This window comes from Streptomyces sp. NPDC002032 (assembly GCF_042890765.1).
Classification (GTDB): domain Bacteria; phylum Actinomycetota; class Actinomycetes; order Streptomycetales; family Streptomycetaceae; genus Streptomyces.
Genome location: NZ_JBIASM010000005.1, coordinates 112637 through 139359, shown reverse-complemented (window position 1 = coordinate 139359; position 26723 = coordinate 112637). Strand labels below are relative to the sequence as shown.

21 protein-coding genes are annotated in these 26723 nt (G+C 74.8%); 4 read left to right on the top strand and 17 right to left on the bottom strand.

Annotated elements, in window-relative coordinates; translation table 11 throughout:
- Window positions 1-9: 9 nt before the first annotated feature.
- Window positions 10-2064, bottom strand: a complete 2055-nt coding sequence (locus tag ACFYYT_RS14665) for a prolyl oligopeptidase family serine peptidase (RefSeq protein ID WP_351817718.1) — start codon at window positions 2062-2064, stop codon at window positions 10-12.
- 109 nt (window positions 2065-2173) lie between these two features.
- Between ACFYYT_RS14665 and ACFYYT_RS14660 the strand changes: the two genes are divergently transcribed.
- Complete coding sequence (locus ACFYYT_RS14660; RefSeq protein WP_351817721.1) at window positions 2174-3739, top strand: MFS transporter; 1566 nt, start codon at window positions 2174-2176, stop codon at window positions 3737-3739.
- A 33-nt stretch (window positions 3740-3772) separates the two neighbouring features.
- Window positions 3773-4339, top strand: a complete 567-nt coding sequence (locus tag ACFYYT_RS14655) for a hypothetical protein (protein WP_351817724.1) — start codon at window positions 3773-3775, stop codon at window positions 4337-4339.
- A gap of 7 nt (window positions 4340-4346) precedes the next feature.
- On the opposite strand, the gene ACFYYT_RS14650 is transcribed toward ACFYYT_RS14655, so the two are convergent.
- From ACFYYT_RS14650 to ACFYYT_RS14575, 16 genes are all read right to left on the bottom strand, one after another.
- On the bottom strand, window positions 4347-5768 hold the full coding sequence (locus tag ACFYYT_RS14650) for a cytochrome P450 (protein WP_351817727.1): 1422 nt from the start codon (window positions 5766-5768) through the stop codon (window positions 4347-4349).
- 120 nt (window positions 5769-5888) lie between these two features.
- On the bottom strand, window positions 5889-6830 hold the full coding sequence (locus ACFYYT_RS14645; protein WP_351817730.1) for a JmjC domain-containing protein: 942 nt from the start codon (window positions 6828-6830) through the stop codon (window positions 5889-5891).
- A 38-nt stretch (window positions 6831-6868) separates the two neighbouring features.
- On the bottom strand, window positions 6869-8563 hold the full coding sequence (locus ACFYYT_RS14640; RefSeq protein ID WP_351817733.1) for an AMP-binding protein: 1695 nt from the start codon (window positions 8561-8563) through the stop codon (window positions 6869-6871).
- The gene (locus ACFYYT_RS14635) at window positions 8560-9987 is read right to left on the bottom strand and encodes a fatty acid--CoA ligase family protein (RefSeq protein ID WP_351817736.1); all 1428 of its coding nucleotides are present in this window, start codon (window positions 9985-9987) and stop codon (window positions 8560-8562) included. Before ACFYYT_RS14635 ends, ACFYYT_RS14640 begins: the two co-directional genes overlap by 4 nt.
- A gap of 6 nt (window positions 9988-9993) precedes the next feature.
- Entirely contained in the window at window positions 9994-10257 is a 264-nt protein-coding gene (locus tag ACFYYT_RS14630) for an acyl carrier protein (protein WP_351817739.1), read from the bottom strand.
- Window positions 10235-11656, bottom strand: coding sequence for a condensation domain-containing protein (locus tag ACFYYT_RS14625; RefSeq protein ID WP_351817742.1), 1422 nt, complete (start codon window positions 11654-11656; stop codon window positions 10235-10237). The genes ACFYYT_RS14630 and ACFYYT_RS14625 overlap by 23 nt, the downstream gene beginning before the upstream one ends.
- Entirely contained in the window at window positions 11644-13926 is a 2283-nt protein-coding gene (locus ACFYYT_RS14620; RefSeq protein WP_351817745.1) for a peptidase domain-containing ABC transporter, read from the bottom strand. The genes ACFYYT_RS14625 and ACFYYT_RS14620 overlap by 13 nt, the downstream gene beginning before the upstream one ends.
- Before the next feature lie 481 nt (window positions 13927-14407).
- Entirely contained in the window at window positions 14408-15307 is a 900-nt protein-coding gene (locus ACFYYT_RS14615) for a methyltransferase domain-containing protein (protein WP_351817748.1), read from the bottom strand.
- A gap of 72 nt (window positions 15308-15379) precedes the next feature.
- Entirely contained in the window at window positions 15380-16606 is a 1227-nt protein-coding gene (locus tag ACFYYT_RS14610; protein ID WP_351817750.1) for a cytochrome P450, read from the bottom strand.
- Between the two features lie 11 nt (window positions 16607-16617).
- On the bottom strand, window positions 16618-17691 hold the full coding sequence (locus ACFYYT_RS14605) for a Gfo/Idh/MocA family oxidoreductase (protein ID WP_351817753.1): 1074 nt from the start codon (window positions 17689-17691) through the stop codon (window positions 16618-16620).
- Between the two features lie 85 nt (window positions 17692-17776).
- Window positions 17777-18658, bottom strand: a complete 882-nt coding sequence (locus ACFYYT_RS14600) for a phosphotransferase (RefSeq protein WP_351817756.1) — start codon at window positions 18656-18658, stop codon at window positions 17777-17779.
- A gap of 79 nt (window positions 18659-18737) precedes the next feature.
- Entirely contained in the window at window positions 18738-20345 is a 1608-nt protein-coding gene (locus tag ACFYYT_RS14595) for a radical SAM protein (protein ID WP_351817759.1), read from the bottom strand.
- A 46-nt stretch (window positions 20346-20391) separates the two neighbouring features.
- Entirely contained in the window at window positions 20392-21657 is a 1266-nt protein-coding gene (locus tag ACFYYT_RS14590) for a radical SAM protein (RefSeq protein WP_351817762.1), read from the bottom strand.
- The gene (locus ACFYYT_RS14585; RefSeq protein WP_351817765.1) at window positions 21654-22832 is read right to left on the bottom strand and encodes a Gfo/Idh/MocA family oxidoreductase; all 1179 of its coding nucleotides are present in this window, start codon (window positions 22830-22832) and stop codon (window positions 21654-21656) included. The genes ACFYYT_RS14590 and ACFYYT_RS14585 overlap by 4 nt, the downstream gene beginning before the upstream one ends.
- The gene (locus ACFYYT_RS14580) at window positions 22829-24511 is read right to left on the bottom strand and encodes an NAD(P)-dependent oxidoreductase (RefSeq protein WP_351817768.1); all 1683 of its coding nucleotides are present in this window, start codon (window positions 24509-24511) and stop codon (window positions 22829-22831) included. Before ACFYYT_RS14580 ends, ACFYYT_RS14585 begins: the two co-directional genes overlap by 4 nt.
- Before the next feature lie 419 nt (window positions 24512-24930).
- Window positions 24931-25134, bottom strand: coding sequence for a hypothetical protein (locus tag ACFYYT_RS14575; RefSeq protein ID WP_351817771.1), 204 nt, complete (start codon window positions 25132-25134; stop codon window positions 24931-24933).
- 257 nt (window positions 25135-25391) lie between these two features.
- Here ACFYYT_RS14575 and ACFYYT_RS14570 point away from each other — a divergent pair, with 257 nt between their 5' ends.
- A complete protein-coding gene (locus ACFYYT_RS14570) occupies window positions 25392-26402 on the top strand; it encodes a helix-turn-helix transcriptional regulator (protein ID WP_351817774.1) in 1011 nt (336 codons plus the stop codon).
- 137 nt (window positions 26403-26539) lie between these two features.
- Entirely contained in the window at window positions 26540-26692 is a 153-nt protein-coding gene (locus ACFYYT_RS14565; protein ID WP_351817776.1) for a hypothetical protein, read from the top strand.
- Window positions 26693-26723 lie beyond the last annotated feature (31 nt).

Sequence of the window (26723 nt, the reverse complement as noted above, 5' to 3'; positions counted from 1 at the left end):
CGGGACGGGCTAGGCCAGTTCGCTGCGGAAGAAGGCGAGTTCCTGGGCCATCACCTTCTCGCGGATGCCGTTCGGGGTCATGTGGGTGACGCCGGGGAGGGCCAGGAGCCGGTGCGGGCGGCCGGCGTCCGTCAGGGCCCGGGACAGGCGCAGGGTGTGGGAGGGGTGGACGTTGTCGTCGGCGAGGCCAGTGACGAGCAGCAACGGCCGGGTCAGCTCCGGGGCGTCCGGGAGCAGCGAGTCCCGTGCGTAGGCGTCCGGGTGCTCCTGCGGGAGTCCGAGGTAGCGCTCGGTGTACGCCGTGTCGTAGTGCCGGAAGTCGGTGGGCGCGGCCCCGGCGGCGGCCGCGTGGAAGACGTCGGGGCGGCGCAGGACCGCCATGGCCGCCAGGTAGCCGCCGTAGGACCAGCCGCGGACGCCGACCCGGCCGAGGTCGAGGTCGGGGTGGCGCTCGCCGAGCGCGTGCAGGGCGGCGACCTGGTCCTCCAGGGTGACCTCGGAGAAGCCCCGGTACAAGGCGTGGGTGAAGGCGGGCGAGACGTACGGGGTGCCCCGGTTGTCCACGGTGACCACGGCGAAGCCCTGGTCGGCCCACCACTGCCGGGCCTGCCAGCGCCGCGGCTCGGCGCAGACGTCCTGGAAGCCGGGGCCGCCGTAGCCGTCCACCAGTACGGGCAGCCGCCGGCCGGGGACGTGGGCGCGCGGCAGGACGAGGGCGGTGGGCACGCCGTGCTCGGTGACCCGCTCCAGGAGCGGGACCACCCGGTGGGGCAGCGGCGCGGCGAGGTCGGCCGGGGCGCAGGTGGGGCCGTCGGCGGTGCGTACGGTGCGCCGGTACCCGTCGGCGTCGGCCGAGGTCAGCAGCAGCGCCCCCGCGCCGGCCTGGACGGAGTGCACCCCGGGGCCGTCGGCGAGCGGGGTCAGGGCGCCCGTCTCCGGGTCCAGCAGCAGCACCTGCTGTTCGGCGGGGTCGCGCAGTCCGGCCTCGATCAGCAGCCGGCCCCCGTGCACCCCGGCCACGCGGCGGACCTGTATCCCGTCCCCGGTCAGCGGCTTCCCGTCGAGGGCGAGGCCGCGCGCGGCCCCGCCGGGGGTGTCGGCGGCGGTGAGCATCCGTCCGTCGGGCAGCCGGGCCGGGGTGCCCGGCAGCGGGTCCACCCACCGGGGGTGTTCGGTGCGCGACAGCTCCCGGGTGCGGCCGCCGGCCGGGTCGGCCGTGAGCAGCAGGACGCTGCGCTGGAGCCGGTCCTGGACGGTCAGCAGGATCTCGGTGTCCGACTCCCAGCCGGCTTCGCAGACGTACGGGTGGGCCGCGGCGTCCCAGTCGAGGCGTACGCGGCCCCCGTCCGGGCGGAGCACCCACAGCTGGACGTCGGCGTTGGGGCCGCCGGCCTCGGGGTAGGCGAAGTCCTCGGCGGGCAGCTCGGGGTGGGCGGGGTCCGCGAACCAGCGTCGCGGCAGCGCGCTCTCGTCGACGCGGGCGGCGAGCAGGGTCTGTCCGTCGGGGGACCACCAGTGGCCGCGGGCGCGGCCGAGTTCCTCGGCGGCGGCGAACTCGGCGACGCCCCAGCGGGCCCCGTCGTCGGGGCTGACGCGCCCGCCGGGGGAGACGTGGAGGGCGTCGTCCGTGACGTACGCGGTGCGCGAGCCGTCGGCGTTGGGGCGGGGGTCGAGGGCGGGTCCGGCGGCGGCTATCGCGACGGGCCCGCCGTCCGCGCCGGCGGTGACGCCGTAGAGCCTGCCGTAGAGGGCGAAGGCGGCGCGGCGGCCGTCGCCGGAGAGCGCGTACGAGCCGATCCCGGCGGCGACGAGCCGGGTCCGCTCGCGCAGGCGCCGCTCGGCGAGGGGGAGTTCGCCGGGCTCGGGGCACAGGGCGCGGGGGTCGGCGAGCAGGGTTTCGGCGCCGGTGGCGGTGTCGAGCACCCAGAGGCCCTCGAACGGGTCGGTGGGTCCCGTCGAGCGCAGGAACCACAGGAGACGGCCGTCGTCACCGAACGCGAAGGCGCGGGGCGTTCCGCGGGTGAACCGGGCCGTGTCGGCGGAGAGCCTGAGGAAGTCGTCCATGATCCCAGTGTGGCATGTGAAATATCACATGGCCTAGAGGGGAACGTGCGGACGGAAGGACTGGGCCGTTCGAGTGGTGACCCTCGATGCCCGGGCATAGCGTCGACTAGTGGACCCGAACGCACTGCCGACCAGCAACCGGACCGACGGCAAGGTCCGAGGGAGCGGAAACGGGCTGGCCCTGTTCGTCATCGCCTCCTGCCAGCTCATGGTCGTTCTCGACATCACCATCGTGAACATCGCGCTACCGCACATCCAGACCGCGCTCAACTTCTCGACGGAGAGCCTGTCCTGGGTGGTCAACGCCTACACCCTGACCTTCGGCGGCCTGCTCCTGCTCGGCGGCCGCGCCGGCGACATCCTCGGCAGACGGCGGGTCTTCATCTTCGGCATCCTCCTGTTCGGCCTCGCCTCCCTCCTCGGCGGCCTCGCCCAGAACGCCGGCCAGCTGATGGCCGCCCGCGCCCTGCAAGGCGTCGGCGCCGCCATCGCCTCCCCGACCGCGCTCGCGCTGATCACCACCACCTTCCGCGAAGGCCCGGCCCGCAACCGGGCCTTCGGCGTGTTCGCGGCCGTCTCGGCGGGCGGCGGCGCCATCGGCCTCCTCGCGGGCGGCATCCTCGTCGAATGGCTCAACTGGCGCTGGGTGCTCTTCGTCAACGTCCCCATCGCCCTGCTGATCGCCCTGCTCGCCTCCCGCGTCATCCGCGAATCCGCCCGCCACCCCGGCCACTTCGACCTCGCCGGCGCCCTGCTGTCCACCCTCGGCATGGTGGCCCTCGTCTACGGCTTCATCCGCGCGTCCCAGCAGGGCTGGAGGGACCCCTACACGATCGGCTCCTTCGTCGTCGCCGCGGTCCTGCTCACCCTGTTCGTCCTGAACGAGCGGCGCTCGCCGCAGCCGATCACCCCGCTGCACATGTTCGCGGACCGCAACCGGGCGGGCACCTACGGGATCATGCTCTTCCTGGCCTGCGCGATCTTCGGCATGTTCTTCTTCCTCACCCTCTTCGTGCAGAACGTCCTCGGCTTCAGCCCGCTGCGGGCGGGACTGGCCTTCCTCCCGATCAGCGTGATGATCGCGCTGGCCGCCGGCACCGCCTCCCAGCTGCTCCCCAAGTTCGGGCCCAAACCCTTCATGGTCACCGGGGCGCTGTGCTGCGCCGCCGGGCTGGCCTGGCTGACGCAGACCGATGTCCACTCCACCTACCTGGGCAGCATCCTCGGACCGATGCTGGTCTTCGCCACCGGCATGGGCCTGCAGTTCGTCTCGCTGACCCTGATGGCCCTGTCCAACGTCCCCGACCGCGAGTCCGGCGCCGCCTCCGGGCTGCTCAACACGATGCAGCAGGTGGGCGGTTCGCTCGGCCTGTCCATCCTGGTGACCGTCTTCGGCACGGCCAGCCGCAACGAGGCCAAAGCCCAGCTCCCCGACTTCCTGCGCACCTCCACCCCCGAGCAGAAGCTCTTCGTCGCGCGCACCCACCAGCTCCCCAAGCCCTGGGCCGACCAGGTGCTCACCTCCGGGGTGACCACTGCCTTCGTGGCGGCGGCGCTGTTCACTCTGGTCGGCGCGGCCATCGCGCTGTTCGTGATCCAGGTCCGGCCCTCGGACCTCCAGCGGCTCCGGGGCACCCACTCTCCGGCGGCCGTGGCGGAGGAAACGGGCGGGTAGGCTCCTGGATCATCGAACTTCGGGGGGAAACCGATGCTCAGCTCCACCACGGCCCGCAGGGCCGCCACCGCCGCCCTGGCCCTGTCCCTGACCTTGCTCACCGCCGCCTGCGGCGACGACGCCGCCCCGAAGGCCTCCCCGGCCCCGGCCGCCCCGTCGGCCGCGTCCGGCCCCGTCGCGCCAGCCGCGTCCCCCGCTCCGTCCGGCGCCGCCACGCCGCCGTCCTCGCCGCGCGTCCCGGACGGTACGCCGCCCGGCGCCGCCCCGGCCGGCGGCGGCCTGCCCACCCCCGGGCCGGAGAAGGTCCGTGACGCCTTCGCCGGGCTTCAGGCCACCCTGGGCGACTCCTGCACCCCGGGCAACTGCGCCTACTTCCTCGGCCGGGTCCACGACGAACTGCACCGGATGGACCGGGCGATGAAGGCCGACCCGAAGGGCCCCGGCCACTTCCCCGAGCCCATCGCGGCCGTCGCGAAGCTCGACGGGGAGCTCGGCGGGAACAGCGCCTTCGAGAACCTGAAGAAGCACCAGAGCATCCTCATCAGCACCCGCGACGAGATCAACAGCTGGATGCAGGACCACCCCGACGACTACCGCTGAGCCCCTCTCAGGGCCGCACGCGGCGGATCCGGCAGCGCGCCGGCCCCGTCGTGCGCAGGGTGATCCCGGCGTCGACCGGGACCTCGGTGTCCACCGCCTCGAAGGTGTAGGCGCGCAGCACCATCGCCAGCGCGATCACCGACTCCAGCATCGAGAAGTGCTGCCCGATGCAGGCGCGCGGGCCGCCGCCGAAGGGGAACCAGGCGTACCGCGGCCGGGCCGCCTCCGCCTCCGGGGTGAAGCGCGCCGGGTCGAAGCGGTCCGGATCGGGCCAGTGGCGGGGGTCGCGGTGCGTCACCCAGGGGGCCAGTATCACGTCGGCGCCCGCCGGGATCAGATGGCCCCCGACCTCGGTGGCGGCGACGGCCTTGCGGCCGATCACCGGGGCGGCCGGATAGAGCCGCATCGCCTCCTTGAGCACCTGGGTGAGGTACGGGAGCCGGTCGAGGTCGGTGGCCACCGGCGTACGGCTCCCCAGCACGCGGGAGACCTCCTCGCGGGCCCGCGCCTGCTCCTCGGGGTGGCGGGCCAGCAGGTGCAGGGCGAAGGCCAGCGAGGTCGCGGTCGTCTCGTGGCCGGCCAGCAGGAAGATCAGTACCTGGTCGCGCAGTTCGGCCGCGTCGAAGCCGGAGCCGTCCGCGTCCCCGGCGGCGGCGAGCAGGGTCAGCAGGTCCTCGCCCGCCGCCTCGCCGCCCGCCGCCGGGTCCGTGCCGCCCGGACGGCGTCGTCCGGCGATGATCGCGTCGCAGACTCCGTACAGCTCGTCCATCGCGGCGGCCGCCCGCCGGTTCCCCGGGGTCGGCCAGCCGCGCGGTACGTTGGCGGGGGAGTAGCCGCGCCGCAGCACGTACTGCGTGATGACCGGAAAACACCGGTCGACGACGTCCACCGTGGCGTCCACGTCGGTGCCGAACAGGATCCGGGCCACCGCGCGCAGCGCCAGGTGGGTCATCTCGGCGCCCACGTCCACGATCCCGTCCCGGGCCTCCTCCCAGGCCGCCAGCGTGCTCGCGGTCTCGGCGGCGACCGCCCCGGCGTACCCGTCCACCCGCTTGCGGGTGAACAGGGGCTGCACGAGCCGGCGCTGGCGCAGGTAGTCCTCGTCCTGGCTGGTCAGCAGGCCGTTGCCGAAGGATTCCCGGACCTCCTGGTAGAAGGCGTTGTCCTTGCGGAAGCCGGCCGCCCGTGCCGCCAGCACCTGCTGGGCGCCCTCGGCCGAGAACACGCAGTACAGGTCGGCGCGCAGGCCGGGCGGCCCGGCGGAGATCCGTACGACGTCCCCGTGCCGCTGCCGGGCGCGCAGGTACGTCCCGAGCGAGTCGCCCTTCAGGTCCAGGAGCGACCCGAGCAGCGGGAGCCCCTCCAGGACGGGGATCCCCGTACCGGCGTGCGCGGCGTTCCCTGTTCCGGCTGTCGTTCCCGCTGTCATGGCGCCCCCTCGAAACCGTACCGACGGCCCGATCCTGCCGCCCCGGCCCCCGTTTCGACGAGGGGCCCGCCCGGCCGCCCGGCCGAAAACCGCCGCCCCGCCGGGGTCACGCGCCGCACCTCACGCGCCGGGGATCACGCCCGGGGCGTCGTGCCGGGCCGCCACCGCGCTCAGCGAGAGCGGCGAGCGCGGCGCGGGCAGCGCGGCCAGCTTCCCGCGGCGCGCGTGGCGGACCAGGTCCTCGGGCGTCAGCCCGGCCACGGCCGCGCGGACGTGCTCCAGCATCGCGGTGGCCGTGGCCAGCACGGCGGCGTCGTCCAGCGGCCGGGACTCGATGTCCATGGACCGGGCGGAGAGCTTCTGGAGGCTGCGGAACAGGTCCCCCATGTGGATCTCCCGGACGGTCAGCGACAGGTGCACCGACAGTCCCTCGTTGCCGACGGCCTGGTGTGCGAAGCCCCGCGGGATGTAGAGGACCTCGCCCGCGCGCAGGGTGGTCCGCAGCACCTCGGCCGGCGGTTCGCCCCCGACCGGACCGTGCCGCCAGTTGCCGTCCGCCGGGCCCTCGTGGACGCGCCACGCCTTGCTGCCGTTCAGCTGGAGCACCAGGACGTCGGCGTCGTCGCGGTGCAGCGGAACGCCCTGGGTGCCGGGGGGCGTCACGAAGCAGAACGCCTCCACCGCCCGCTGGAGTTCGCCGGAGAGCCGGGCCAGCAGGTCCCGGGTCGGGCCGTGCCACTGGTCGATCCGGCGCATCAGCAGGGTCGCGCCGTCGTCGAGCAGGGCCCTGATCTTCGTCTCGTCGGCGAACCCCCCGTACGAGGACCCGTAGACGGAACGCGGGGTCAGATAGGCCTCCCGGCCCAGCGGGTCCTCGGCGCGGGTCATCTCCACGTAGGGCTCGTGCAGGAAGCCGGTGGCCAGCGCGGCGTCGACGTCGGCCAGGGTGAAGGGGCTGCGCACTCCCCCCTCGGGCCGGAAGACGCCCGGCTTGCGGCGCCAGTACTCGGCGCTGAAGGCGGCGGGGTCGCCGACCCACTGGACCAGTGTCGGAGCGTGCACGGTTCCTCTTCCCTCGTTGTTCGCATCGGTTCTCGGCCTCACAGGCGGGGGAGCGTCCCCCGCGCGAGGCGCCGCTTCGTCTCGCCGACCCGCACCTTGCCGCTGGTCGTCACGGGCAGTCCGCCACCGGGGAGCAGCACGACCTCGCCCACGTACAGGTCCAGGGAGCTCGCCAGCCGCCGCCGGACCTCGGCGGCCACCCGGGCGGCGGGGGGCGTGCCGGGGCCGTCCGCCAGCTCCGCGACCAGGCACACCCGGCCCTCGGACCCCCCGTCCGCGACGCCGAAGGCGGCGCACCGCCCGGGCCGCAGGCCCGCCACCTCCTCGCAGGCCGCGAGGACGTCCGCCGGGTAGAAGTTCCTGCCGTGGTGGACGAGCACGTCATCGGTCCGGCCGACGACGAACAGGTGGCCGCCGTACAGGAAGCCCCGGTCCCCGGTGGCGTGCCGGGCGGCCGGGCGCCGCCGCGCGGGCCAGTAGCCGTCGAACAGCTGGGGCCCCCGGATGACGACCTCGCCCACGCGCGGGCCCTCCTCCCGCCCGGCGCCCCCGTCGCGCACCCGGACCTGGACCGACGTGCCGGGCAGGGGCGTTCCGCTGGAGAGCAGCAGGGTGGCGGGGGTCCCCGGAGCGGCCGGGACCACGCGGCCCGCCCGCAGCGCGTCGGTGCGCACGGCCAGCCGCAGCGGCGGGCTGTCCGGGGTGGAGGCGGTCACGGTCAAGGTGGCCTCCGCCATGCCGTACGAGGGACACAGGCTCCGGGGGGAGAACCCGGCGGCGGCGAAGCGGGCGCCGAAGCGTTCGGCCGTCGCGGCCCGCACCACCTCGCCCGCGCTGCGCGCGATCCGCCACCGGCGCAGGTCCAGGGCGGCCAGCTCGGCATCGGTGACCTTGCGGGCGCACAGCGCGTAGGCGAAGTCGGGGGCGCTGGAGAGGGTCCCGCCGTGCTCGGTGACGGCCGACAGCCAGGCTCCCGGGCGGCGGGCGAACGCCTCGGGGGCCATCAGCACGGACGGGTATCCGCTGAAGAGCGGCCGCAGCAGGCCGGTGACCAGCCCCATGTCGTGGTGGAGCGGCACCCAGGTCACGGCCACGTCGTCGGGGCGCTCGTCGTAGACGCGCGCCGCCTGGGCGCAGGCGGCGTGCAGGGCACCGTGGCTGATGACGGCCCCCTTGGGGGAGCCGGTCGAGCCCGAGGTGTACTGGAGGAAGGCGGGTGCGTCCGGCGGGGGCGCGTACGTCCCGGCCGGGCGGGTCCTCGGCGGGGGTGCGGGGGCTCCGGGCCCGGCCGGCTCCGGCCAGGTGCGCACCCCGCCCGGGACGCCGTGGCCGCCGAGCGCCGTGCGGACCGCGTCGTGCCAGGGCGCGGTGGTGACGACCAGGACGGGACGGCAGTCGGCGACGATGCCGCGCAGCCGGAGGCCGAACGCCTCGGTCCGCGTGGTCGCCGGGGTCGCGGCCGGGACGGGCACGACCCCCCGCCCCATGGCCGCCAGCAGGACGGCGGCGAAGGACTCGTCGTTCGGCAGCACCAGCACCACCCGGTCTCCCCGCCGGGCGCCGAAGGCGAGCAGCGCCCGGCCGGCCGCGTCCACGAGGGCGGCCAGCTCCCGTCGGCTCAGGCGGCGCACGGCGTCCCCGTCGAGGCAGGTCAGCGCGAGCGCGTCGGGCCGCCGCCGGGCCTGCTGGGCGAACCGGCCGTGGACGGTCCGGGGCTGTGGGTCCGCGGTCATCCGGGGCCTTGCTCCCCGGCGCCCGCGGGGCCTTCGAGTCCGGCCCGCCTGATCTTGCCGCTGGGGGTACGGGGCAGGGAGCCGGCCGCCGCCAGGACGATGCGGGGCGCGGGCAGGCCGTGCAGGCGCGCCGAGGCCTCGATGGCGGGGACCGGGTCGGGGAAGGGGGCGTCCGTGCCGTGTTCCACGTAGCAGGAGGGGGCCTCGGTGCCGAGGACGACCGCGTCGGTGACGCCGGGCAGCAGCCGGACGTCGTGTTCGAGCCGGGCGGTGCGCAGTTCCTGCGGGGTCCCGGCCCGGCCGATGACGAACAGGTACCCGTCGGCGTCGAGGAACCCGACGTCGCCCGTGGCGTGCACGGGCGCCTCGGACGGGCCCCGGTCGGCGGCGCGCAGCCGGATCCCGATCTCCCCGGTCTCCCCCGGGGGCAGGGTCCGGCCGTCCCGGGTGACGTCGACGCGGATCCCGGGCAGCGGGCGGCCGACCGAGCCGGGCTTGCGCAGCCACTCGGCGGTGGTGATCTCCGTCAGGACGCTCTTGGAGGTGCCGTAGTACTCGTGCAGGACCGGCCCGAACAGCTCGATGGCCGCGCGCTTGAGCCCGGGCGGGCAGGCGGCGCCGCCGTGGAAGACGACCCGGAACGGGCGGCGCGGCGCCCGGCCCGCCGTGACCAGGGCGGTCAGCCGGTCCGGGCTGAGCATGACGCTGTCCGCCGCGTACCGGTCGGCCAGTTCGGCGAAGGCGGCGGGGGACCAGGTGCGCTGGACGACGACGGCGCTGCCCGCCTGGAGGGCGTACAGGGCGGGGCCCAGGGTGCCGAGGTGGTAGGTGGGGTTGGCCATGAGGTGCGGACCCCGGTCGAGCCCGGCCTCGTAGCGTGCGGCGACGGCGACCCCCTTGTAGGGCCGGGCGGGGCGCGTACGGACGACGGCCTGGGGCAGGCCGGTGGTGCCGGAGGTCGCGAAGACGAGGTGCCCGGCGGCGGGCGGCGCGGCCGCGGGGGGCACGGCGGGCGCCCCGGCGGCCGAGGCGGCCCCGGCGAGCAGTTCCCCGTCGCCGATGACGGGGCACGGCAACGCGGGGCCGGCCGCCGCCGGCGTCCCCGAGGTGACGTGCAGGACGACGTCCGCGTCCGTCAGCAGCGACGGGCCCCCGGGGAGCGCCGTCAGCTGCGGGGCGATCGGGAAGAGCCCGTACCCGTGCCGCAGGGCGGCCAGGACCAGCGCGAAGAAGCGGGGCCCGGTGGGGAGGTCGGTGGACAGGACGGCGCCGTCGGGCACCCCCCGGGCGCGCAGGGCGTCCGCGAGGGCGTCCGCGCGGCCGGTCAGCTCGGCGAAGGTGTACGTCTCGTCGTCGGCCACGACGGCCGTCCGGTCGGGGGCCGTCCGCGCGGTGGCCCACGGGTCCCAGAGGTGGGGGCGCATCGTTCCTCAGCGTTCGGGCGTCGACGGGGCGGGGGCCGGCGCGTCGGCGAGGGCATCGGCGAGCGCGTCGGCGAGGGCGGCGAAGTCGGGGAGCGCGACGATCAGTTCGGTGTCGACCTCGACGCCGAGCAGGTCCTCCAGCCGGACGGAGAGCTCGACGGCGGTGACGGAGTCGCCGCCGAGGGAGAAGAAGTCGTCGGCCGGTCCGGCCGGGCGGCCGAACACCTCGCTCGCGGCGGCCAGGACGTCATCGATCGGTGCGGGGGGCATGGTGCCTTCCTGTCGTGGAGGGGGCGGCCGCGTCCGCGGTGGCGGCGGCCGCGGCGAGCACGTCGTCGAGGACCGCCCGGGCCAGCGGCCCGTCCACGCGCTGCCCGTCGAAGAACAGGCCGATGAGCAGGCGGTCGCGGAACTCGGAGCACCGCAGGTGCAGTGCGTGGCCGTCCGTGATGTCGATCCGGCGCAGCGCGTACGCGTCGGCGGTGATCCGCAGCGGGCCGGTGTCCCGGGAGCCCGCGTAGTCGCCCTCGAAGCGGCGCAGGTTCACGTAGACGTCGCGGCCGGCCGGGGCGCCGTGCTCCGCCTCGGTCTCCCGCATCAGGGCCTTGATCTCCTCGGCGGTCAGCCGCTGGTGCTTCAGCGCGTTCAGCAGCAGGCCGCGGACCCGGCCGCGCACCGCGTCGGCGTCGCCGCCCGCGTCGGTGACGGTCAGCGGGCAGGAGGCGGCGAACATGCCGACCACGTCCCGGTCGCGGGACGGCCGGGAGTCCATGGAGGTCCACAGCCCCACCTCGGTCCGGCCGGTGCGGGACGCCAGCGCGTGCACGAAGGAGCCGACCGTCCACTGGAGCAGGCCGAGGCGGCGCTCCTGGCAGGCGCGGCGCAGTGCCACGGTCGTCCGGGCGTCGAGCTCGGCCGCGAGCCTGCCGCCGGCGCCGGCGGGCGCCCCGGACGGCCGGACCCAGGGGGAGCGGGCCAGGAAGGCGAGGCGCTCGCGCCAGTCGGCCAGGGCGCGTTCGCGCTGGGCCGGGGTGGTGCCGGCCCGCTGCCGGGCGGCGGCCGCCGCGAACGACGGGGCGTCCTCGGGTACGGGCTCGCCGCGCCGCAGGGCCTCGTAGTCCCGCCACACCTCGTGGGCGAACAGGTGGTGCGCGCGTCCGTCGAAGACGAGGTTCTGGAAGGTCGCCAGCAGCGCGTGCCGGCCCGCCCCGTGCCGCAGCAGCCGGATGGTGAAGGGCCGTTGCTCGCCGTAGGCCCAGGGGGTGACGCAGTCGCGGGAGAGGAGGGCCGAGGCGTAGCGGGCGAACTGCTCGGGCGAGGCGGCGCCGACCTGCCGGCAGTCGACGACCTGCTCCGCCGCGCCGAGGGGCCGGGTCCACTGCCGGGGCCGGGGCCCGGGGTCCGCGGGCAGCTGGAGGTGCAGGGCGTCGTGCCGGGTGACGAAGGCGCGGACGGCGGTGAGCAGCGCGTCGGTGTCGAGGTCGCCGAGGACCTCGAAGCCGAGGCGGACGTTCTTGTGGGACCAGCCGGGGGCGCGGGTCTTCGTGTGGAACCAGTCCTGCTCGTAGGTGAGGGGCACGGGGGTGCCGGGCGCGGGGGCTCCGGGCACGGGGGTGCCGGGCACGGGGGTGCCGGGCGCGGGCCGGGCGGCGGCCGTCAGGTCAGGCACAGGTACTCCTCGCCGCTCTCCTTGAGGTCGGCGGGGGCGCCCGCCTCCACGATCCGGCCGTCCCGCATGACGATGACCTGGTCGGCCTCGTCCAGGACGGTGAGGCGGTGGGCGATGACGACGACGGTGATCCCGGCGGCCAGCAGGTCGCGCATGATCGCCTCCTCCAGCGCCGGGTCCAGCGCGCTGGTCGCCTCGTCGAGGATGACGAGCTTCGGCTGCTTGGCCAGGGCCCGGGCCAGGACGATGCGCTGGCGCTGACCGCCCGACATGCCGTGCCCGCCGGGTGCGACCAGGGTGTCGTAACCCATGGGCATGGCCCTGATCTCGGTGTGGATGTGGGCGAGCTGGACGGCGTTCTTCAGGTCGGCCTCGCTGATGTCCTCGCTGCCGAGGAGGATGTTGTCGCGGATCGAGCCGCCGAAGAGGTGGGCGTTCTGGTTGACGTAGCCGATGCGGCGCCGGTAGGTCGGCCGGTCGAGCTCGGCGAGCGGCATGCCGTCGACCGTGATCGTGCCCCCGGTGGGGACGTACAGCCCCGCCAGCAGCATGCCCAGGGTGGACTTGCCGGATCCCGAGCGGCCGACGACGGCCACGAACTGCCCCGGCTCGACGGCGAGCGCGATCTCGGCGAGGGTGGGCCGGGGGGCGCCGGGGTAGCGGAACGAGACCCCTTCCGCCGTGATGCGGCCCGGTTCGGCGACGCCCGTCCCCGGCAGGGCGCCGCGGGGCTCCGGCGCGGCGCGCAGGACGTCGTCGAGCCGGGCGAGGGTGGGCCGGACGGCGGCGAGCTGGGAGCCGGCGTCGAACATCCCCTGCATCGGGATGAACAGGGCGATCGTCAGCGTCATGAAGCCCATGGCCTCGCCCAGCGAGTCCCGTCCGGTCAGCACCAGCCAGATCCCCGCGAGCAGGACGGCGAGCGGTGCGCCGAACTGCACCGTACGGCTGAGGGAGGAGAAGACGGCGAGGTTGCGGCGGGCGCCGAGGCGCTTGTTGACCTCGTGGACCAGGGTGTGCGACCAGCGCTCCGCGGCCCGGCCCTCCAGACCGCTGGACTTCAGCGAAGCGATGCTCTCCAGCATCTCGACCAGCTCCTCCTGCGCCTTGGTCTGGCGTTCGAGGACTTCCTGGCTCAGCTCCGTCTGCCGGCGCCAGGTGAGGACGAGGAGCCCGGCCTGGACGGCGACGAGGGAGGCGACGAGCGCGGCCATCGGGGGGTTGGTCACGAGGATCGCGACGAGGTACGCGACGACGAGCACGCTGTCGAGCGCGGCCGACACGGCGGTCACGCTCAGCACCTGGATCAGGACGTTGCTGGCGCGGGCCCGCATGGCGAGGTCACCGGAGTTGCGCACGGTGAAGAAGTCGTAGGGCAGGTCCGCCATGTGACCGACGATCCCGAGCGTGAGCCGCTTCTCGATCACGGCCTGGCGTCTGGCCACCAGGACCGACCGGGCCAGCTGGAGCAGGAAGAAGAGCGCCCCGAGCCCGGCGAGCAGCGCTCCGGCGACCCACAGGGTGGCGGTGGCCCCGTCGGGCACCACCCGCTCGACGAGGAATCCCGCGGTGAGCGGCAGCGCGAGTTCGAAGGCCATCAGCGCGGCGGACGCCGCGACGAGCAGGCCCAGTTCCCTGCGGCCCGGCAGGAACGGGCGCAGCCGGCGCCAGGGGCCGCCGGTCTGCGCACCGCGGGCGGCCGGGGCGGCGGCGTGCAGGGGAGGGTCGAAGTCCAGCGCCACTCCGGTGAAGGACTCGGCGACGGACGCCCGGCTCAGGCGGCGCCGCCCGTACGCGGGGTCGACGACGTCCACGTACTCCTTGCCGGCGCCCTCCAGGACGACGAAGTGGTTGAAGTTCCAGAACAGGATCGCGCCGGGCCGCAGCCGCCGCAGGGCGTCCAGGTCGGCGCGCACGCCCCGGCCCTTGACGCCGTACTCGCGGGCGATCTCCAGCAGGGTGCGGGCCGAGGCGCCGTTGCGGCCGGAGTCGGCCCGGGCGCGGACCGCGTCGAGGGACACGTCGACGCCGTGGTGGCGCAGCACCGTCACGAGGGCGGCCGGGCCGCAGTCGCTGACCTGAGTCTGGAAGCAGACGGGAAGCCGCTTGGCGCCCGAGCGGCCGGGGAGGGACGCACGGAGGGCTTTCGCCCGCTCGGTGAATCCCCGGGGCCGGGAGAGGGCGGTGGTGTGGCCGAGTACCGGCCCGAGGCCGTCGCGCCTGCGGTGGTGTTCGAGCGCCTCGGGCCGGAAGCGCGATTCACCGGTCATCGATCCCGATCCCTTTCTTGCACATCACCGGCGTGTACCGGGAAGAATTCCCGGCACACGCCGGTCCTGGTGTGTCCCGGTGGGGGACACGGCCGCGGCGGACTCAGGTCAGCCGCGGTGGGCCGGGCGGGATCACCGCCCGGCGAGGCGGATCCGCCGTCAGATGACGCAGTGGGCCGCGATGGAGAACGTGCCGCCCACAATGTCGTCGAGCTCCTCGTCGGAGAGCTCGGTGACGTCGACGTCGTCGAAGTTGGTCATGTCTTTTCCTTTCCCTTTGAATGCTTTGTTCATTTCCGGCCCGATTGGCTGGACATTCGAATCCTAGAACTCTGCCGATCGGAAATGCAAGCCCCGGATCGGAAATCTCTTGAAATGAATGCCGTAGTGAAATCGGGTACGCAGAATTGCCGCCCCGCCGGATTATCGAAAGGAATTTCCGGCAGCGGGCGGTAAGGGGGGCGGGGGTGAATTCTGTGAATTACCAGCGGTGGCAGACGGCGAAGTGCGTCGTGAGGACGTACGGCAGGGTTCCGTCGGGGGCGCGCAGCGCCGCCAGGGCGCTCTCGGCGGCGGCGCGGGCGGCCGGCAGCCGCTCGCGCGGCACGCTCTCCCAGAAGGCCCGCGCGGCGGTGGACCAGGTCCACTCCCACCAGTGGTCGCTGTCCCGGAACGTCGTCTCCAGCCGCTCCTCGTGCAACTCGACGGAGGGGAAGCCCGCCCCGTGGGCGAGGTCGCGGACGAGGTCCGGGGTCGGCGGCGCGTTCTGCCCGGGAACGGCGGTCTCGATCTCCTCGCGCGTGCCCGAGCCGAAGGGCCGGGTCGCCTCGACCACCCGGGCCCAGCCGGGCGCCTCCTCGCCCCACCAGGAGACCGCGAGCCTGCCGCCGGGGCGCAGCGCCGACCGGAAGCCGAGGAAGACCCTCCCGGGGTCGCGCAGGAAGGTGAGCAGCATGCCGGCCGTGACGGCGTCGTAGCCGTCGGCCGGCCGTCCGGGGAGGGGGTGGAGCGGACCCTCGACGTCGGCGACGTGGGTGCGGACCCAGTCCAGCCGCTGTTCGTCGCAGTGCTGCTGCACGCGCGCGATCATCACCGGGGAGAGGTCGATGCCCGTCACGGCGCCCCGCGGGCCGACCGTGCGGGCCGCGGGCAGCAGGCTCGCTCCGGCGCCGCACCCGGCGTCCAGGACGTGCTCGCCGGGGGCGATCCGGGCGTGCTCCACCAGGAGGCGGCCCGCCGCCGGAAGGAGGTCGACGCCCACGCGGTCATAGGTGACGGCGGCGCGGTCGAAGAGCCCCGCGATGCCGTCGCCGTCGCGGTGGGGCGCCCGCGCGGACGGGCCCCAAGTGGCCTCGGGCGGGGCGGGGGTGGGACTGGGCATGGGGGGTGACTCCTTCCGGCGGGCACGGGGGGCCCGGGGGTCGACGTTCCGCGCGGCTGGCGCCGGTGCGGGCTAGTGGATGCGGACGCGGAGCCCGAGGATGCGGTCGGAGCCCAGCGGCGCCGCCCGCTCGAAGCCGGATGGATCGTGGCTCACGCGCATGCCCTCGGCCGCGAGCACCCGGCACAGGGTGTCCGTCGCACCGCGCGCCAGGGCGGCCCCGACGCAGTGGTGGGAGCCGGCGCCGAACGCCAGCGGACGGGCCTCGTGGACGCCCGGCCGCCAGGCGAGCGGGTCGGGGAAGGCCGTGGCGTCGAGGTTCGCGGCCGCGAGGATGAGCATGACCCGCTGTCCGGCGGCGACCCGGTACCCGGCGATCTCCATGTCCTGGAGGGCGTACCGGGGAGCGAAGCGGAACGGGCAGCTGACGCGGAGCACCTCGTCGGTGAACTCCCCTTGCCCGGAGGGGGACGCGGCCCCCGGCCCGGCGATGGTCCCCATCTGCTCGCCGCCCCGCATGACCGCCTCGGTCAGGACGGCCGCGAGCGGGTCGAGCGTGCCGGTGACGATCTGCGCGGTCACGGCGACCGCCACGTCGTGCCCCAGCCCCGGATCGGCGGCGATGTCGCGCAGGATCAGGGCGAGTTCCCCTTCGGCCCGGTCCAGGACGTGCGCGCGGACCTCGTCGCGGGCCCGGTCCAGCGAGGCGTTCGCCGCGCGCGCCAGATCGTCGTCGGTGTAGGACCTCGGCTTCGCGAGGTAGGCCATCAGCCCGTCCGTCGCCCCGGCCAGATCCGTCATGCGGTTGGTGGTCGTGCCGAAGAGCCGGGCCAGCAGGGCCAGGGAGTAGGGGCGGCAGAACCCCTCGATCCAGTCGCACTCCCCGCCCGCGTCCCCGTCCCGCAGACCGGTCAGCAGGTCACGACAGTCGTCCTCCAGTCCCGCGACGATACGGGCGACGTTCCTGCGGTCGAGGGCCGGGCGGATGCGGGAGCGCAGCTCCTGGTGGTAGCCGCCGGAGCTGAAGACCGGCCACAGGTTGACGAAGTCCCGCACCGGCCGGTGCAGGGCGATCTGCTCCTCGCTCAGACCGGCCCCGGCGAGCGGGTCGCGTTGCGTGGCACTGGTCAGCCCCGGGTGCAGCAAGAGCTCCCGGACCAGGTCGTAACCGGTCACGAACAGGGCCCCGCTGCGCGGGTCCTCCATGGCGGGGACCGTCGCCATGGCCCGCAGGGCCTCGCGCGGGTCCGCCGCGGAATAGTCCCCGTAGAGCAGTTCGGCGAGTTCTGGGCTGTTCATCGAGGTCTCCTTCACGGCGCGCCGGGTCCGTCCGGGCGGACGGTCCGCCCCGTGCGCGCGGATTCGTACAGGGCGAGGGTCAGGGCGAGCGAGCGGCGCGCCTCCTCCCCGCTCACCGCGGGCGGACGCCCCTGCTCCACGGCGTCGCAGAAGTCCGCGAGCTGGTCGCGGTGCGGTGCGGCGGGCATTCCGGTGGGGTCGCGCTCCGCGTCGTGGCGCAGCGGGAGGGCGGCGGACCGGTCACCGGTTCCGTACGCCCCGTAGGCCTCCCCGCTCTCGCCCTCGGCCCGGGTGTGGAAGTAGGCCATCCGGTCGTCGTCGAGGACCGCGGAGCCCCGGTCGCCGTGGACCGCGAGCCGCGCCGTGCGCCCCGGGTACGCCGCCGTCGTCGCCAGTACGGTGGCCAGCGCGCCGCTCGCGAATCGGACCACCGCGGCCGCCGTGTCCTCCACGTCGATGCCGCGGTGCGCCAGCAGCGCCGTGCGGGCGCTCACCTCGACGGCCTCGCCCATGACCCACTGGAGGAGGTCGAGGGTGTGGACGCCCTGGTTCATGACCGCGCCGCCCCCGTCGAGGCGGGCCGTGCCGCGCCACTGACCGGAGTCGTAGTAGCCCTGGGACCGCCACCACGCCACCTCCGCGTGCCCGGAGGTGAGGGTGCCCAGGGCGCCCGCGCGGACGGAGTCGTACAGGTACCGGGCGGCGGGGTCGAACCGGTGCTGGAGGACCACCCCCAGGGTGCGCCCGGTGGAGCGGGCCGCGGCGAGCAGCCGGTCGGCCGCGTCCAGGCCCACCTCCAGGGGCTTCTCCACCAGGACGTGCTTGCCCGCGCGCAGGGCGGCCTCGCCGATCTCGGCGTGCAGGCCGCTGGGCACGCAGACGCACACCGCGTCCAGGTCGGGCCGCGCCAGCAGTTCGCGCGCCGTCTCGTGCCACGCGCAGCCGTGTTCGGCCGCCAGGGCGCGGGCCCGCCCGGGGCTGCTGCCCGCCACGGCCACCAGGGTGGCCCGCCCGGGCAGCCGGGCGAGGGTCCGGGCGTGGACCCCGCCGATCACTCCGGCTCCGATGACGCCGAATCTGAGCATCCTGTCCTTCTTGCTGATCGTGGTGCCGGGGGCACCGGAGGGCGGTCGGACGACCGGACGACCGGACGGCCGGACGGCCGGACGCTCAGGCCGGTTCCGGGGCGAGCGGGGCGCCGCCGAGCGGGGAGCCGCCGAGCCGGTCGCCCTCGAGCCGGTCGCCCTCGGGCAGGGCCCCGTCCAGCGGCGTCCCGTCGTACAGGGCCGCGGTCAGCTCGTCCCGGTGCGCCTCGGTCCACAGGGCGTCGCGTTCGACACCGTCGGCGAGACCCGACTCCACCAGCTCGACGAAGCCCGCCTCGCCCGCCGCCGCCCGCCGCCGGATCAGGTCCAGCGTGAAGCGGATCCGGGCCGCGGCGAGTCCGGCCAGACCGGCCCGCTCCGCCGGCGCGAGCCCGTACCCCTCGACCAGCAGCCGGAAGCGGCGCCCGCGGTCCGGCGGCGTCCGCCAGCCGAGCGCGGCGCACCCGCCGTCGTCCGTCAGCGGCGCGAACTGCCAGGCGGCCTGCGCCAGGTCCCACTGCGGGGTGCCGCGGCCCGCGGCCTCCCAGTCGATGAAGGCGACCGGACGCCCGTCCACGAAGACGGTGTTGCGCGGGGCGATGTCGTTGTGGCAGACCACCGACCCCGGGCCCGAGGCGAAGGGCTCGTGCGCCCAGCGCGCCGGCTCCGGCGAGAACCCCCGCGCCGCCCGGTGCATCCGCCGCATCAGGCGGCCGACCTGGAACACGGAGCCCTCCGGCAGGGCGGCCACCTCCGGGCCCTGCGGCGCGTGGCCCTCCACGTACTGGAGGACCTCGCGCCCCTCGGCGTCGAAGCCGAGCGCCCGGGGGGCGCCCGCGAACCCGGTGCGCTCGAAATGGGCCAGCAGCCCCTGGACCGCCGGGGTCCACGGGCCGGGCGGGCGGCGCACGGTGTCCCCGATGCGCACCACCGTCGAGATGCCCACGTGCTCTTCGCCGTCCTTCACGTTCTCGCCCCCGTCCTCGCTGCCGCTGCCGCTGCCGCTGCCGCTCGCGCTCGTGCCGTACCGTCCCGGTCCGCCGTGCTCACGAGCGGGCGCCCGCCAGTGCCCGGCCGGCTCCGGGCCGCACGCCCAGGTCGCGTAGCAGGCGCAGCTGGTGGTGGATCTGGCGCGCCCCGTTGTCGATGTCGCTGTGCACCCGGGGTGCCAGGGCGAGGCGTTCCATGCACTTCTCCACCCGCAGGTTCTCCAGGCGGCCGCGCTCCGGCATCAGCCAGTGGTCGAACTGGTGCTGCCACAGCAGCAGTACCGCGTCGTCGTTGCGCTCGCGGATGTCGTCGAGCGCGGCCAGCTGCAGCCCCCGGGCGTCGTCGCTGTTCATCCCGATGTGCGACCACCAGGTGTGGGTGTCGTCGGGGTCCTCGATCTCGATGCGCAGCCGCTCGCGGTCCTCCCACAGCGGCATCGTCTCGTCGGAGATCGAGAAGAAGTTGAGCATGAAGTGCCCGGAGTACTCCTGCACCAGGAAGTCGCGCGTCTCGCCGAAGAGTTCCGGTGTCTCGCCCGGGTAGCCGATCATGAAGAAGACCACGTAGCCCAGTTCGCTGTCGCGCAGCGCGTGGAAGGCCCGCCGGTTCTGCTTCGCCGTGACCCGCTTGCTCATCAGCTTCAGCACTTCGTCGCTCATCGCCTCGAAGCCGATGTGCAGTTTGTAGCAGTGGGCTTCCAGCAGCGCGTCCACCAGCGCCTCGGAGGTGACGGTGTTGGCGCGGCTGAAACCCTCCCAGCGCACCCCCGCCGCCGGCAGGATCTCCAGCAGCTTGCGCAGCCGGGTGGGCGGGACGGTGAAGGTGGAGTCCATCGCGGAGATCATCTGCGCGTCGTTCTCGGTGACGTACGAGAGCCAGTCGTCGCGGATCTTCTCCGCCGACTTGTAACGCCACTTGGGCGAGGCGGCGGGGAACGAGCAGAACTTGCAGTCGAAGGGACAGCCGCGCATCGACTCGTACGGGACGATCGGGTACCGGCCCTTGAGGCGCGGCGAGGCCTGCGTCTCGATGTCCATGTACTCCAGCGGGTTCACCCGGATCCGCGCGCCGTCGCGCCACACGACGCCGGCGACCTCCGCGAGGGAACGCCCCGCGCCCACGGCCTTCACCACGGCCGGCAGGGCCACCTCACCGTCGCCGCGCACCACCGCGCTGACGCCGGGGAACTCCGACATCACCTGGTGGAACTTCAGGTTGGTGTACTGGCCGCCGCAGACGACGGGCACGGAGGGGAGCCGCTCGGCGATCCACTCCATCGCCGTGGCGAACACGGCCTTGCTCCACATGTACGTGGTCGACAGCAGGACCACGTCGAAGTCCCCGGGCGGTACGGCCGCCCGGCCCGACCAGACCCCGGCCAGGTCCAGGTGCGCGTAGTCCAGGTCCGCGTCCTGGAGGATCGACTCCAGCGTGAAGGTCGTCAGGTGCGGGACGGAGGTGGTCCGCGGCCGGCACAGGGTCCGCCGCCCGCCGTCGACGGAGTAGGTGAACTCGGCGAAGTCCAGGTCCGCGCAGCCCGCCCGCTCCAGCATGGTGCGGGTACGGGCGTCGCGGCCCGTGCCGCTGGTGTCGAACAGCGATCCCCGCAGGTAGTCGAGATTGACGTAGCTCGGTCCCAGACCGCACATCAGCAGCGCGCGCACAGGCTGTCCTTCTCCTCGGCGTCGAGAACGGGGGGTTCGGCGGGCCTCACGCGGCCGCCATCGCGTTGCCCAGGTAGTTGGGCAGGGCGGTCAGCCGGTCCCACTGGGCGTCCAGGTCGGTCGGGTACGCCTGCCGGTAGCGCCGGGTGACCTCGGCGACCTCGGCCCACGAGACGGGGGTGCGGCCGTCGTTGTAGTCGGGGGCGAGCCGGTCGTAGAGCGAGGTCCCCGGCCGCAGGACGAGCTGGTTGAGCCCGAAGTCGGCGGGCAGCCCGGCCGCCCAGTCCACCAGCTCGCCACTGGCACAGGCCGGATCGTCGGGCAGGCCCAGCAGGACGAAGGCGAAGGGCTTGATCCCCGCGTCCTGGAGCTTGTGGATGGCCTCGGACACCTTCTGCGGCGGCACCCGCTTGCCCACCCCGGTATCGGCGACCCCGGGGGACTCCGCGCCCAGCCACATGCCCCGGCAGCCGGCCTCCGCCCAGCGCCGGACGTCGGTGCGCAGCACCACCTCGGCGCGGGTCTGGCCGGTCCACTCGACCCCGGAACCGGTCAGGCCGCGGCACAGGTCGTCGTAGAACGTGCGGTGCAGCCCGAAGACGTAGTCGAGGAAGAAGACCGACTCGACGCCGCGCGCCGCGAGGGCCGCGGTCTCGGCGAGCGTCTGCGCGGCCGGCCGGTCCCGCATCCGGGAGCCGAACGGCAGGTGGCAGAAGGAGCATCCGTAACTGCACCCGCGTACGCCCATGACCAGGCCGCACGCCGCCCGGCGGGTCCGCCCGTCCACGACGACCTCGGCCGTGTAGGCCTGCGGGTCGATGAGTTCGTACGCGGGCAGCGGCCACTGGTCGGCCGGCAGATCCGGGTAGGTGCCGGCCGGGGGCAGCACGGGGGTGAGGGCCCGCCGGCGCAGGATGTCGCGTACGGCCTGGACGGCGGCGGAGTCGGCCTCGCCCCGGGCGACGTGGTCCACGCCCAGTTCGCGCAGGCTCGCCGACGGCAGGTGCGTCGGGTGCGGTCCGCAGGCGAGCACCGTCGCGCCGGGCCACAGGCCGCGCACCGCGCTCACCGCTTCCCGCACCGGGGTGAGGTCCAGCGGGTAGCACTGGGCCCGGTCGGCGACGGCGGTCACCACGACGACCAGGTCGGGGGCGTGGCCCCCGGCGGGCAGCGGGTGGAGCCGGCGGTCCCACAGGCTCACCGCGACCCCGTCCCCCTTCAGGACCGCCGCGGCGTTGAGCACGTCCAGGGGCTGCTGGAGGAAATGGCGCTCGAACTCGTCCTGGACGACGACGAAACAGACGTGGGTCATGCGGACTCCTGTCGGGGCATGAAGACGGACCCGGCCGGGGCGCGGGCCGGACGGCTTCCGGCGGGCGGGTGCCCGACCAGGTCCGCGCCGCCCCGGGCCTGGTCGGCGCTCCGGGCCGGATCGGCGCTCCGGGCGGCGCCGACCAGGGAGGCGATCCGGTGCAGCGCGCGCAGGTCGGGCGGCGGGCAGTCGACGGCCGACAGGGCCGCGAGCAGTCCGGCCCAGGCGTTCTTGATCAGCGGGTCGGCGACCTCCAGCCGGCGGTCCCCGGCCGAGGTCCGTACGGTGATCCGGTGCACGTCACGGCGGACCGGCTCGCGCTCGGGGCCGCCGAGCGGTTCCAGCTCCGCGGTGAAGCGGGCGGACGCCGTCTCCACCCGGACCAGGCGCTGGCGTTCCCCCGTCGCCGTCGGGTAGTCGCGGGTCCAGCCGGGCCTCGGGAGCGCGGCCTCGACCCCCTCGCCCGCCACCGTGGAGAACAGCTCCACCGCCACGCCGCGCACCGTGGCGCGTTCGTGCGCGGCGGCCAGGGCCAGGGCGGGGTCGTACGCCGTGCGCAGCGAGCCGGGTGCCACGGGACCGCGCAGGTAGGCGTCGTAGACGGGGGCGGGCAGGAAGTGTCCGAGCGCGGCGAGCATGTGCAGCCACTCGTACCCGAAGACGCCGTGGTCCCGGTCGACGAAGCGGCCCCGGGCGACGTCGGGCCTGCGGTCCTTGGTGAACGCGACGCGCAGCGCCCGGATGGGTTCGCCCGGCGCCTCGCGGGCGACGAGCCGCGCCATCGCGGACAGGACGGCGGCCTCCCGGTACTGGTTCATCACGACGACCCGGGCGGCCGGCAGCGTGGCCAGCAGGTCCAGGAGCGCGGTGGTCTCCCCGGCGCGGCAGGCGGGCTTCTCCACCACGATGCGGGCGGCGGCGTCCTGGGCCAGCACGCGGGCCACGACGGGCAGGTGGGTGTGGGTCGGCGTGCACACCACCCAGACGTCGATGTCCCGCACGTCGGGGACCTGCCCGATGGCGCGCCACCACGTCACCGCCGGGCCGGGGGGCTGCGCGGGCCGCGGGTCCAGCACGCTGACCCGCAGCCCCATCCGGGTGAGGACCTCGGCGTGCAGCCGTCCCACGCTGCCGTAGCCGACGACACAGGCGTGTCCCGTCGCGGTCGCGGTCACGGGCGCGCCGCCCCCGCCGCCGTTGCCGCCGTCGCTTGCGGGGCGGCCCCGGCGCGGCCGGGGGCCGTGTCGGCGATGTAGGTGTCGTAGTACGCCTCGAACAGGCCGGCCGTCCGGACGGCCTCGTCGACCTCGTCGACGTGCACCCCCGGAGCGAGCGTGTCGGCCCGGCGGCACAGTTCGCGGACCGCGATCAGGGTGCCGGCCCGGTAGGCGTCGTAGCCGCCGTTCGGGATGCCCTCGTAGTCGAAGAGGTTGAGCGAGCGGCCGTCGCCCAGGAGCGTGGCCCGGCCGCCGTCGGGGAGCCGGTAGCGGACTCCGACGCCGGTCAGCGTCTCGGCGCCGTCCCCGGCGCCGCCGGTGCTCAGGAGGCTGAAGTCCTTGGTGGCGAAGCCGGCGAGGAGCACGCCGTCGGGCAGGAGCGCCAGCTCCTCGCCGCCCAGCAGCGGTTCGCCCGTACTGCCCGTCACCAGGAAGGGGGTGCAGCGCCGCAGCGCCGCGGCCAGCGTCGGTTCGGTCTCGAAGCCCTGCTCGGCGGCCTGGATCAGGGCGAGCGTGTCCTGGTCCACGACGGTGACCCGGCAGCCCAGGGAGCGCAGGCGGCGGGCGAGCCGGGAGCCGAGCGTGCCGAAGCCCACGGCGACGACGCGGCGGCCGATGAACTTCTGTCCCGGCACCAGCTCGCGCAGCCGGCGCAGACAGGAGTCGGCGATCTCCTCGTACGACAGCAGGCTCTTGAGCTGGGAGCGGGCGATGTTGAAGACGGGGACGCAGGGGAGCGCGCCGGCTCCGATCCGCTTGAGGCCGCTGACGGTGAGTTCGACCACGGCGTCCACGGGCTCGCTCACCAGCCGGGCGGGCCCCTGGGCGCGGGCGAGCAGCCCGCCGTCGTCGATGACCAGCACCCGGCGTCCGGCGCGGTGGGCGGCGGCGATGAAGCGGTCGACGTCGGCGGCCACCACCTGCGCGGCCGCGACCTCCTGGCCGGGGGCGGTGCCGTCGATGACGGAGTTGTCGAGGACGGCGCTGCGGTAGCCGCGGGCGCGGAACCAGGCGTGCACCCGGTGGCGGCCCGCGGTGCGGTCCCCCTTGGCCAGGGCGTAGATCCATTCGGCGGGGATGCCGGCCCGCTCCGCCGCGAGGAGGAAGCCGACGCTGTTCTCGACGTAGTGGTCGCGGAAGACGAGCGCCCAGTCGCCGATCTCCGGTCCCCGGTCCGCGAAGTGGCGCAGCAGCGGCATCGAGGACCAGACGGCGGCGACCTCCTCGCGGGTGAGCCGGTCGGCCCGCTCCCGTACCGCCGCGACGATCTGCCGTACCGGCGCGGGCAGCGCGGCACCCGCCGGGGCGTCGCTCAGCACGGAGGTCCGCCACAGCCCGGGCTCCGGCACGACGGGGTCCAGGGTGCGGTGCCGGGCGGGCGCGGCCGGTTCCAGGGCCAGGTGTACGCGGTGCCCCGCGATCCGGATGCCCATGGCGCGGGACAGGCCGTCGGGAGCGTCGGCCGTGTGCCACGCCGTCACGGGGGAGTGCGCGGCGAGGACTTCGGTCACGGCGTCGCGCACCTCGGCGGGGGTCGCCGGTCCCGTGACGGTCTCGACGAGGCGCAGGCCGCCGGACGCGGCGCCGGCGTGGTCCCGTCCGGTGCCGGGGCCGGCCGTTTCGAGGTCGGTGGTCACCGCACCCACCCCGCTCGGGGCGCCGCGCCGGCCGGGCGCGGCCACGCGGGGGCGCACAGGGGCAGAACAGTCACAGGGGACTCCTTGGATCGGGCATGGCGAACGGGCGCACCCTCGCGCGCGGCGTTGCTGACGGAGCGGCTGACGGAGCGGCTACGGAGCGGCTACGGAGAGCCGGGCGCGGGCCCCGGTGCGCCGGCGGCGCCTCGCTTCGCGGAGGCGGGGGCGGAGGCGGGGGCGGCCCGGGGGCGGCGCAAGGGGTGCGGGACACGTCCGGGCACGGCGCACGGCCGTACCGCCCGGTGGTCGTGGGGTGTCATCTCGACGGCCGGCCGGCCCGCCGGCAGCGCCCGGGCGGCGTCCGTGTCGCCCGCCGGGCTACGCGCGTAGTTGCGCCGGTGTCGCTGTCCCCGCTGCGGTCAGTGCAGTTCGGGGGTGGGGCGGCTGTTGCCCCAGGACGTGTTGGTGATGCCGATTTCCTCCCCGTGGAGGACGTTCGAGGAAGCCGTGAAGCCCGCCGGGGCGGGCGCGGCGGGCCCGGCGGCGACGGCCGGTCCCGCGAGGGCACACAGGGCGGTCACGGTGGTGGCGGCGCCGACGGCAATGCGGAGAAGTTGGTTCACAACGGGATCCTTCATGTCATAGGCGTGGTACTCGATCGCACGACGGGACCCGGGAGTGGAGGTTCCGCCCTTGTCGATGTCTGGATTGTTTCTTGAGTACCGTCCCCGCAACCAGGAGTGATGCCTGTCATTAAAGTGTCATTTCACCGGGGGACAGGGGGAGAAATATGATCAGAACAGACAAAACGGAACTAACGCATGGTCAGGCCGGATGCCAGACCGACGCAGTACGGCCGGAAGACACCGGCGCGACCGATGTGCGGGTCTATGACCACGTCCGCACGCACGGCCGCCTCGATGTCACCGACCTCGGCCGGGCACTCGGCATCTGCGCGCAAGAGGCCGGCGCGGCCCTGGACCGGCTCGCCGAACGCCATCTGGTCCGCCGCGATCCGGCCGACCCCCGGCAGGGCCACGCCCTGCCACCGCAGATAGCCCTCGCGGACCTCACCGCTGAGACCGAGGCCCGCATCGCCGCCGAAACCGCTGTCCACCAGCAGCGTTTGGCCGCCATGCGCGAGGAGATCCAGCGCTTCACCCGGCTCGCCCACCCCGGTGTCCCCGACACCGGGCAGGACGGGGTGACGCTGCTGCCCGACATCGAGACGGTGCACACCCTGCTCCAACAGGAGGCCGCCCGCTGCCGCCACGAGGTCATCGCCTGCCAGCCCGGCGACGTCTCCCGCAACCCGGCCAACCTCGAACCGGCCCTGGCGCGCGACCGCGCCCTGCTCGAACGAGGCATCCGGATGCGCACGCTCCAGCAGCACTCGGTCCGCTTCCACGGCCCCACCCAGGCCTACGTCGCCGCGGCGACCGCCCTGGGCGGCCAGTACCGCACGGCCCACGAACTCTTCGGCCGCCTCATCGTCTTCGACGAGACCGTCGCGTTCCTGCCCGCGGACACCACCACCTGGGGCGCCGTCGTCGTCCGGGAACCCCATCTCATCGCCTACCTGCGCGGCATCTTCGAACAGGCCTGGACCCACGCCCGCGTCTTCGTCGACGCCACCACCCTGGGGGCCGAAGCCCTCGAACAGGCCGCCCGCGACATCGACACCACCCTGCTGAGACTGCTCGCGGCCGGCCTCAAGGACGAGACCATCGCCCGCCGCCTGGGCCTGTCGCTGCGCACGGTGCGCCGTCGCGTCGCCGACATCCTGGAACGCCTCGGCGCCGAGAGCCGCTTCCAGGCCGCCGTCATCGCCACCCGCACGGGCCTCCTCGCCACCGACGACGACGCCCCCGACCCCCGCCCGCCCCTCTGACCGACCACCCCCGAGGACCGAGGCCCTGGCCTCGGTCCTCGGGCATCCGGACGTACCGCTCGAAGGCCACTTCGACCACCCGCCGCGCCCTTGCCCAGCTCGGTCAGGGTGACCTCGAACCCGCCCTGGCCACGGCGATGAAGGTCGCCACTGACGCCGCCACGCGGCACCCGCGCGTCACCGGGATGCTGCGCACCTTCGGCGCTCAGCTCAATGCCGCGGCGCCGGACAGCACGCCGACCGGGACCTGGACCCAGTACGCCCGCGACACCCGGAGGACCACCGCATGACGCCATCCGCCGGTACGGCTCTGGTTCTGCC

Coding starts and splice junctions, on each gene's coding strand:
- ACFYYT_RS14665 (WP_351817718.1), bottom strand. CDS start 2,064: ATGGACGACTTCCTCAGGCTCTCCGCCGACACGGCCCGGTTCACCCGC.
- ACFYYT_RS14655 (WP_351817724.1), top strand. CDS start 3,773: ATGCTCAGCTCCACCACGGCCCGCAGGGCCGCCACCGCCGCCCTGGCC.
- ACFYYT_RS14650 (WP_351817727.1), bottom strand. CDS start 5,768: ATGACAGCGGGAACGACAGCCGGAACAGGGAACGCCGCGCACGCCGGT.
- ACFYYT_RS14640 (WP_351817733.1), bottom strand. CDS start 8,563: ATGACCGCGGACCCACAGCCCCGGACCGTCCACGGCCGGTTCGCCCAG.
- ACFYYT_RS14635 (WP_351817736.1), bottom strand. CDS start 9,987: ATGCGCCCCCACCTCTGGGACCCGTGGGCCACCGCGCGGACGGCCCCC.
- ACFYYT_RS14630 (WP_351817739.1), bottom strand. CDS start 10,257: ATGCCCCCCGCACCGATCGATGACGTCCTGGCCGCCGCGAGCGAGGTG.
- ACFYYT_RS14620 (WP_351817745.1), bottom strand. CDS start 13,926: ATGACCGGTGAATCGCGCTTCCGGCCCGAGGCGCTCGAACACCACCGC.
- ACFYYT_RS14615 (WP_351817748.1), bottom strand. CDS start 15,307: ATGCCCAGTCCCACCCCCGCCCCGCCCGAGGCCACTTGGGGCCCGTCC.
- ACFYYT_RS14610 (WP_351817750.1), bottom strand. CDS start 16,606: ATGAACAGCCCAGAACTCGCCGAACTGCTCTACGGGGACTATTCCGCG.
- ACFYYT_RS14605 (WP_351817753.1), bottom strand. CDS start 17,691: ATGCTCAGATTCGGCGTCATCGGAGCCGGAGTGATCGGCGGGGTCCAC.
- ACFYYT_RS14590 (WP_351817762.1), bottom strand. CDS start 21,657: ATGACCCACGTCTGTTTCGTCGTCGTCCAGGACGAGTTCGAGCGCCAT.
- ACFYYT_RS14565 (WP_351817776.1), top strand. CDS start 26,540: ATGAAGGTCGCCACTGACGCCGCCACGCGGCACCCGCGCGTCACCGGG.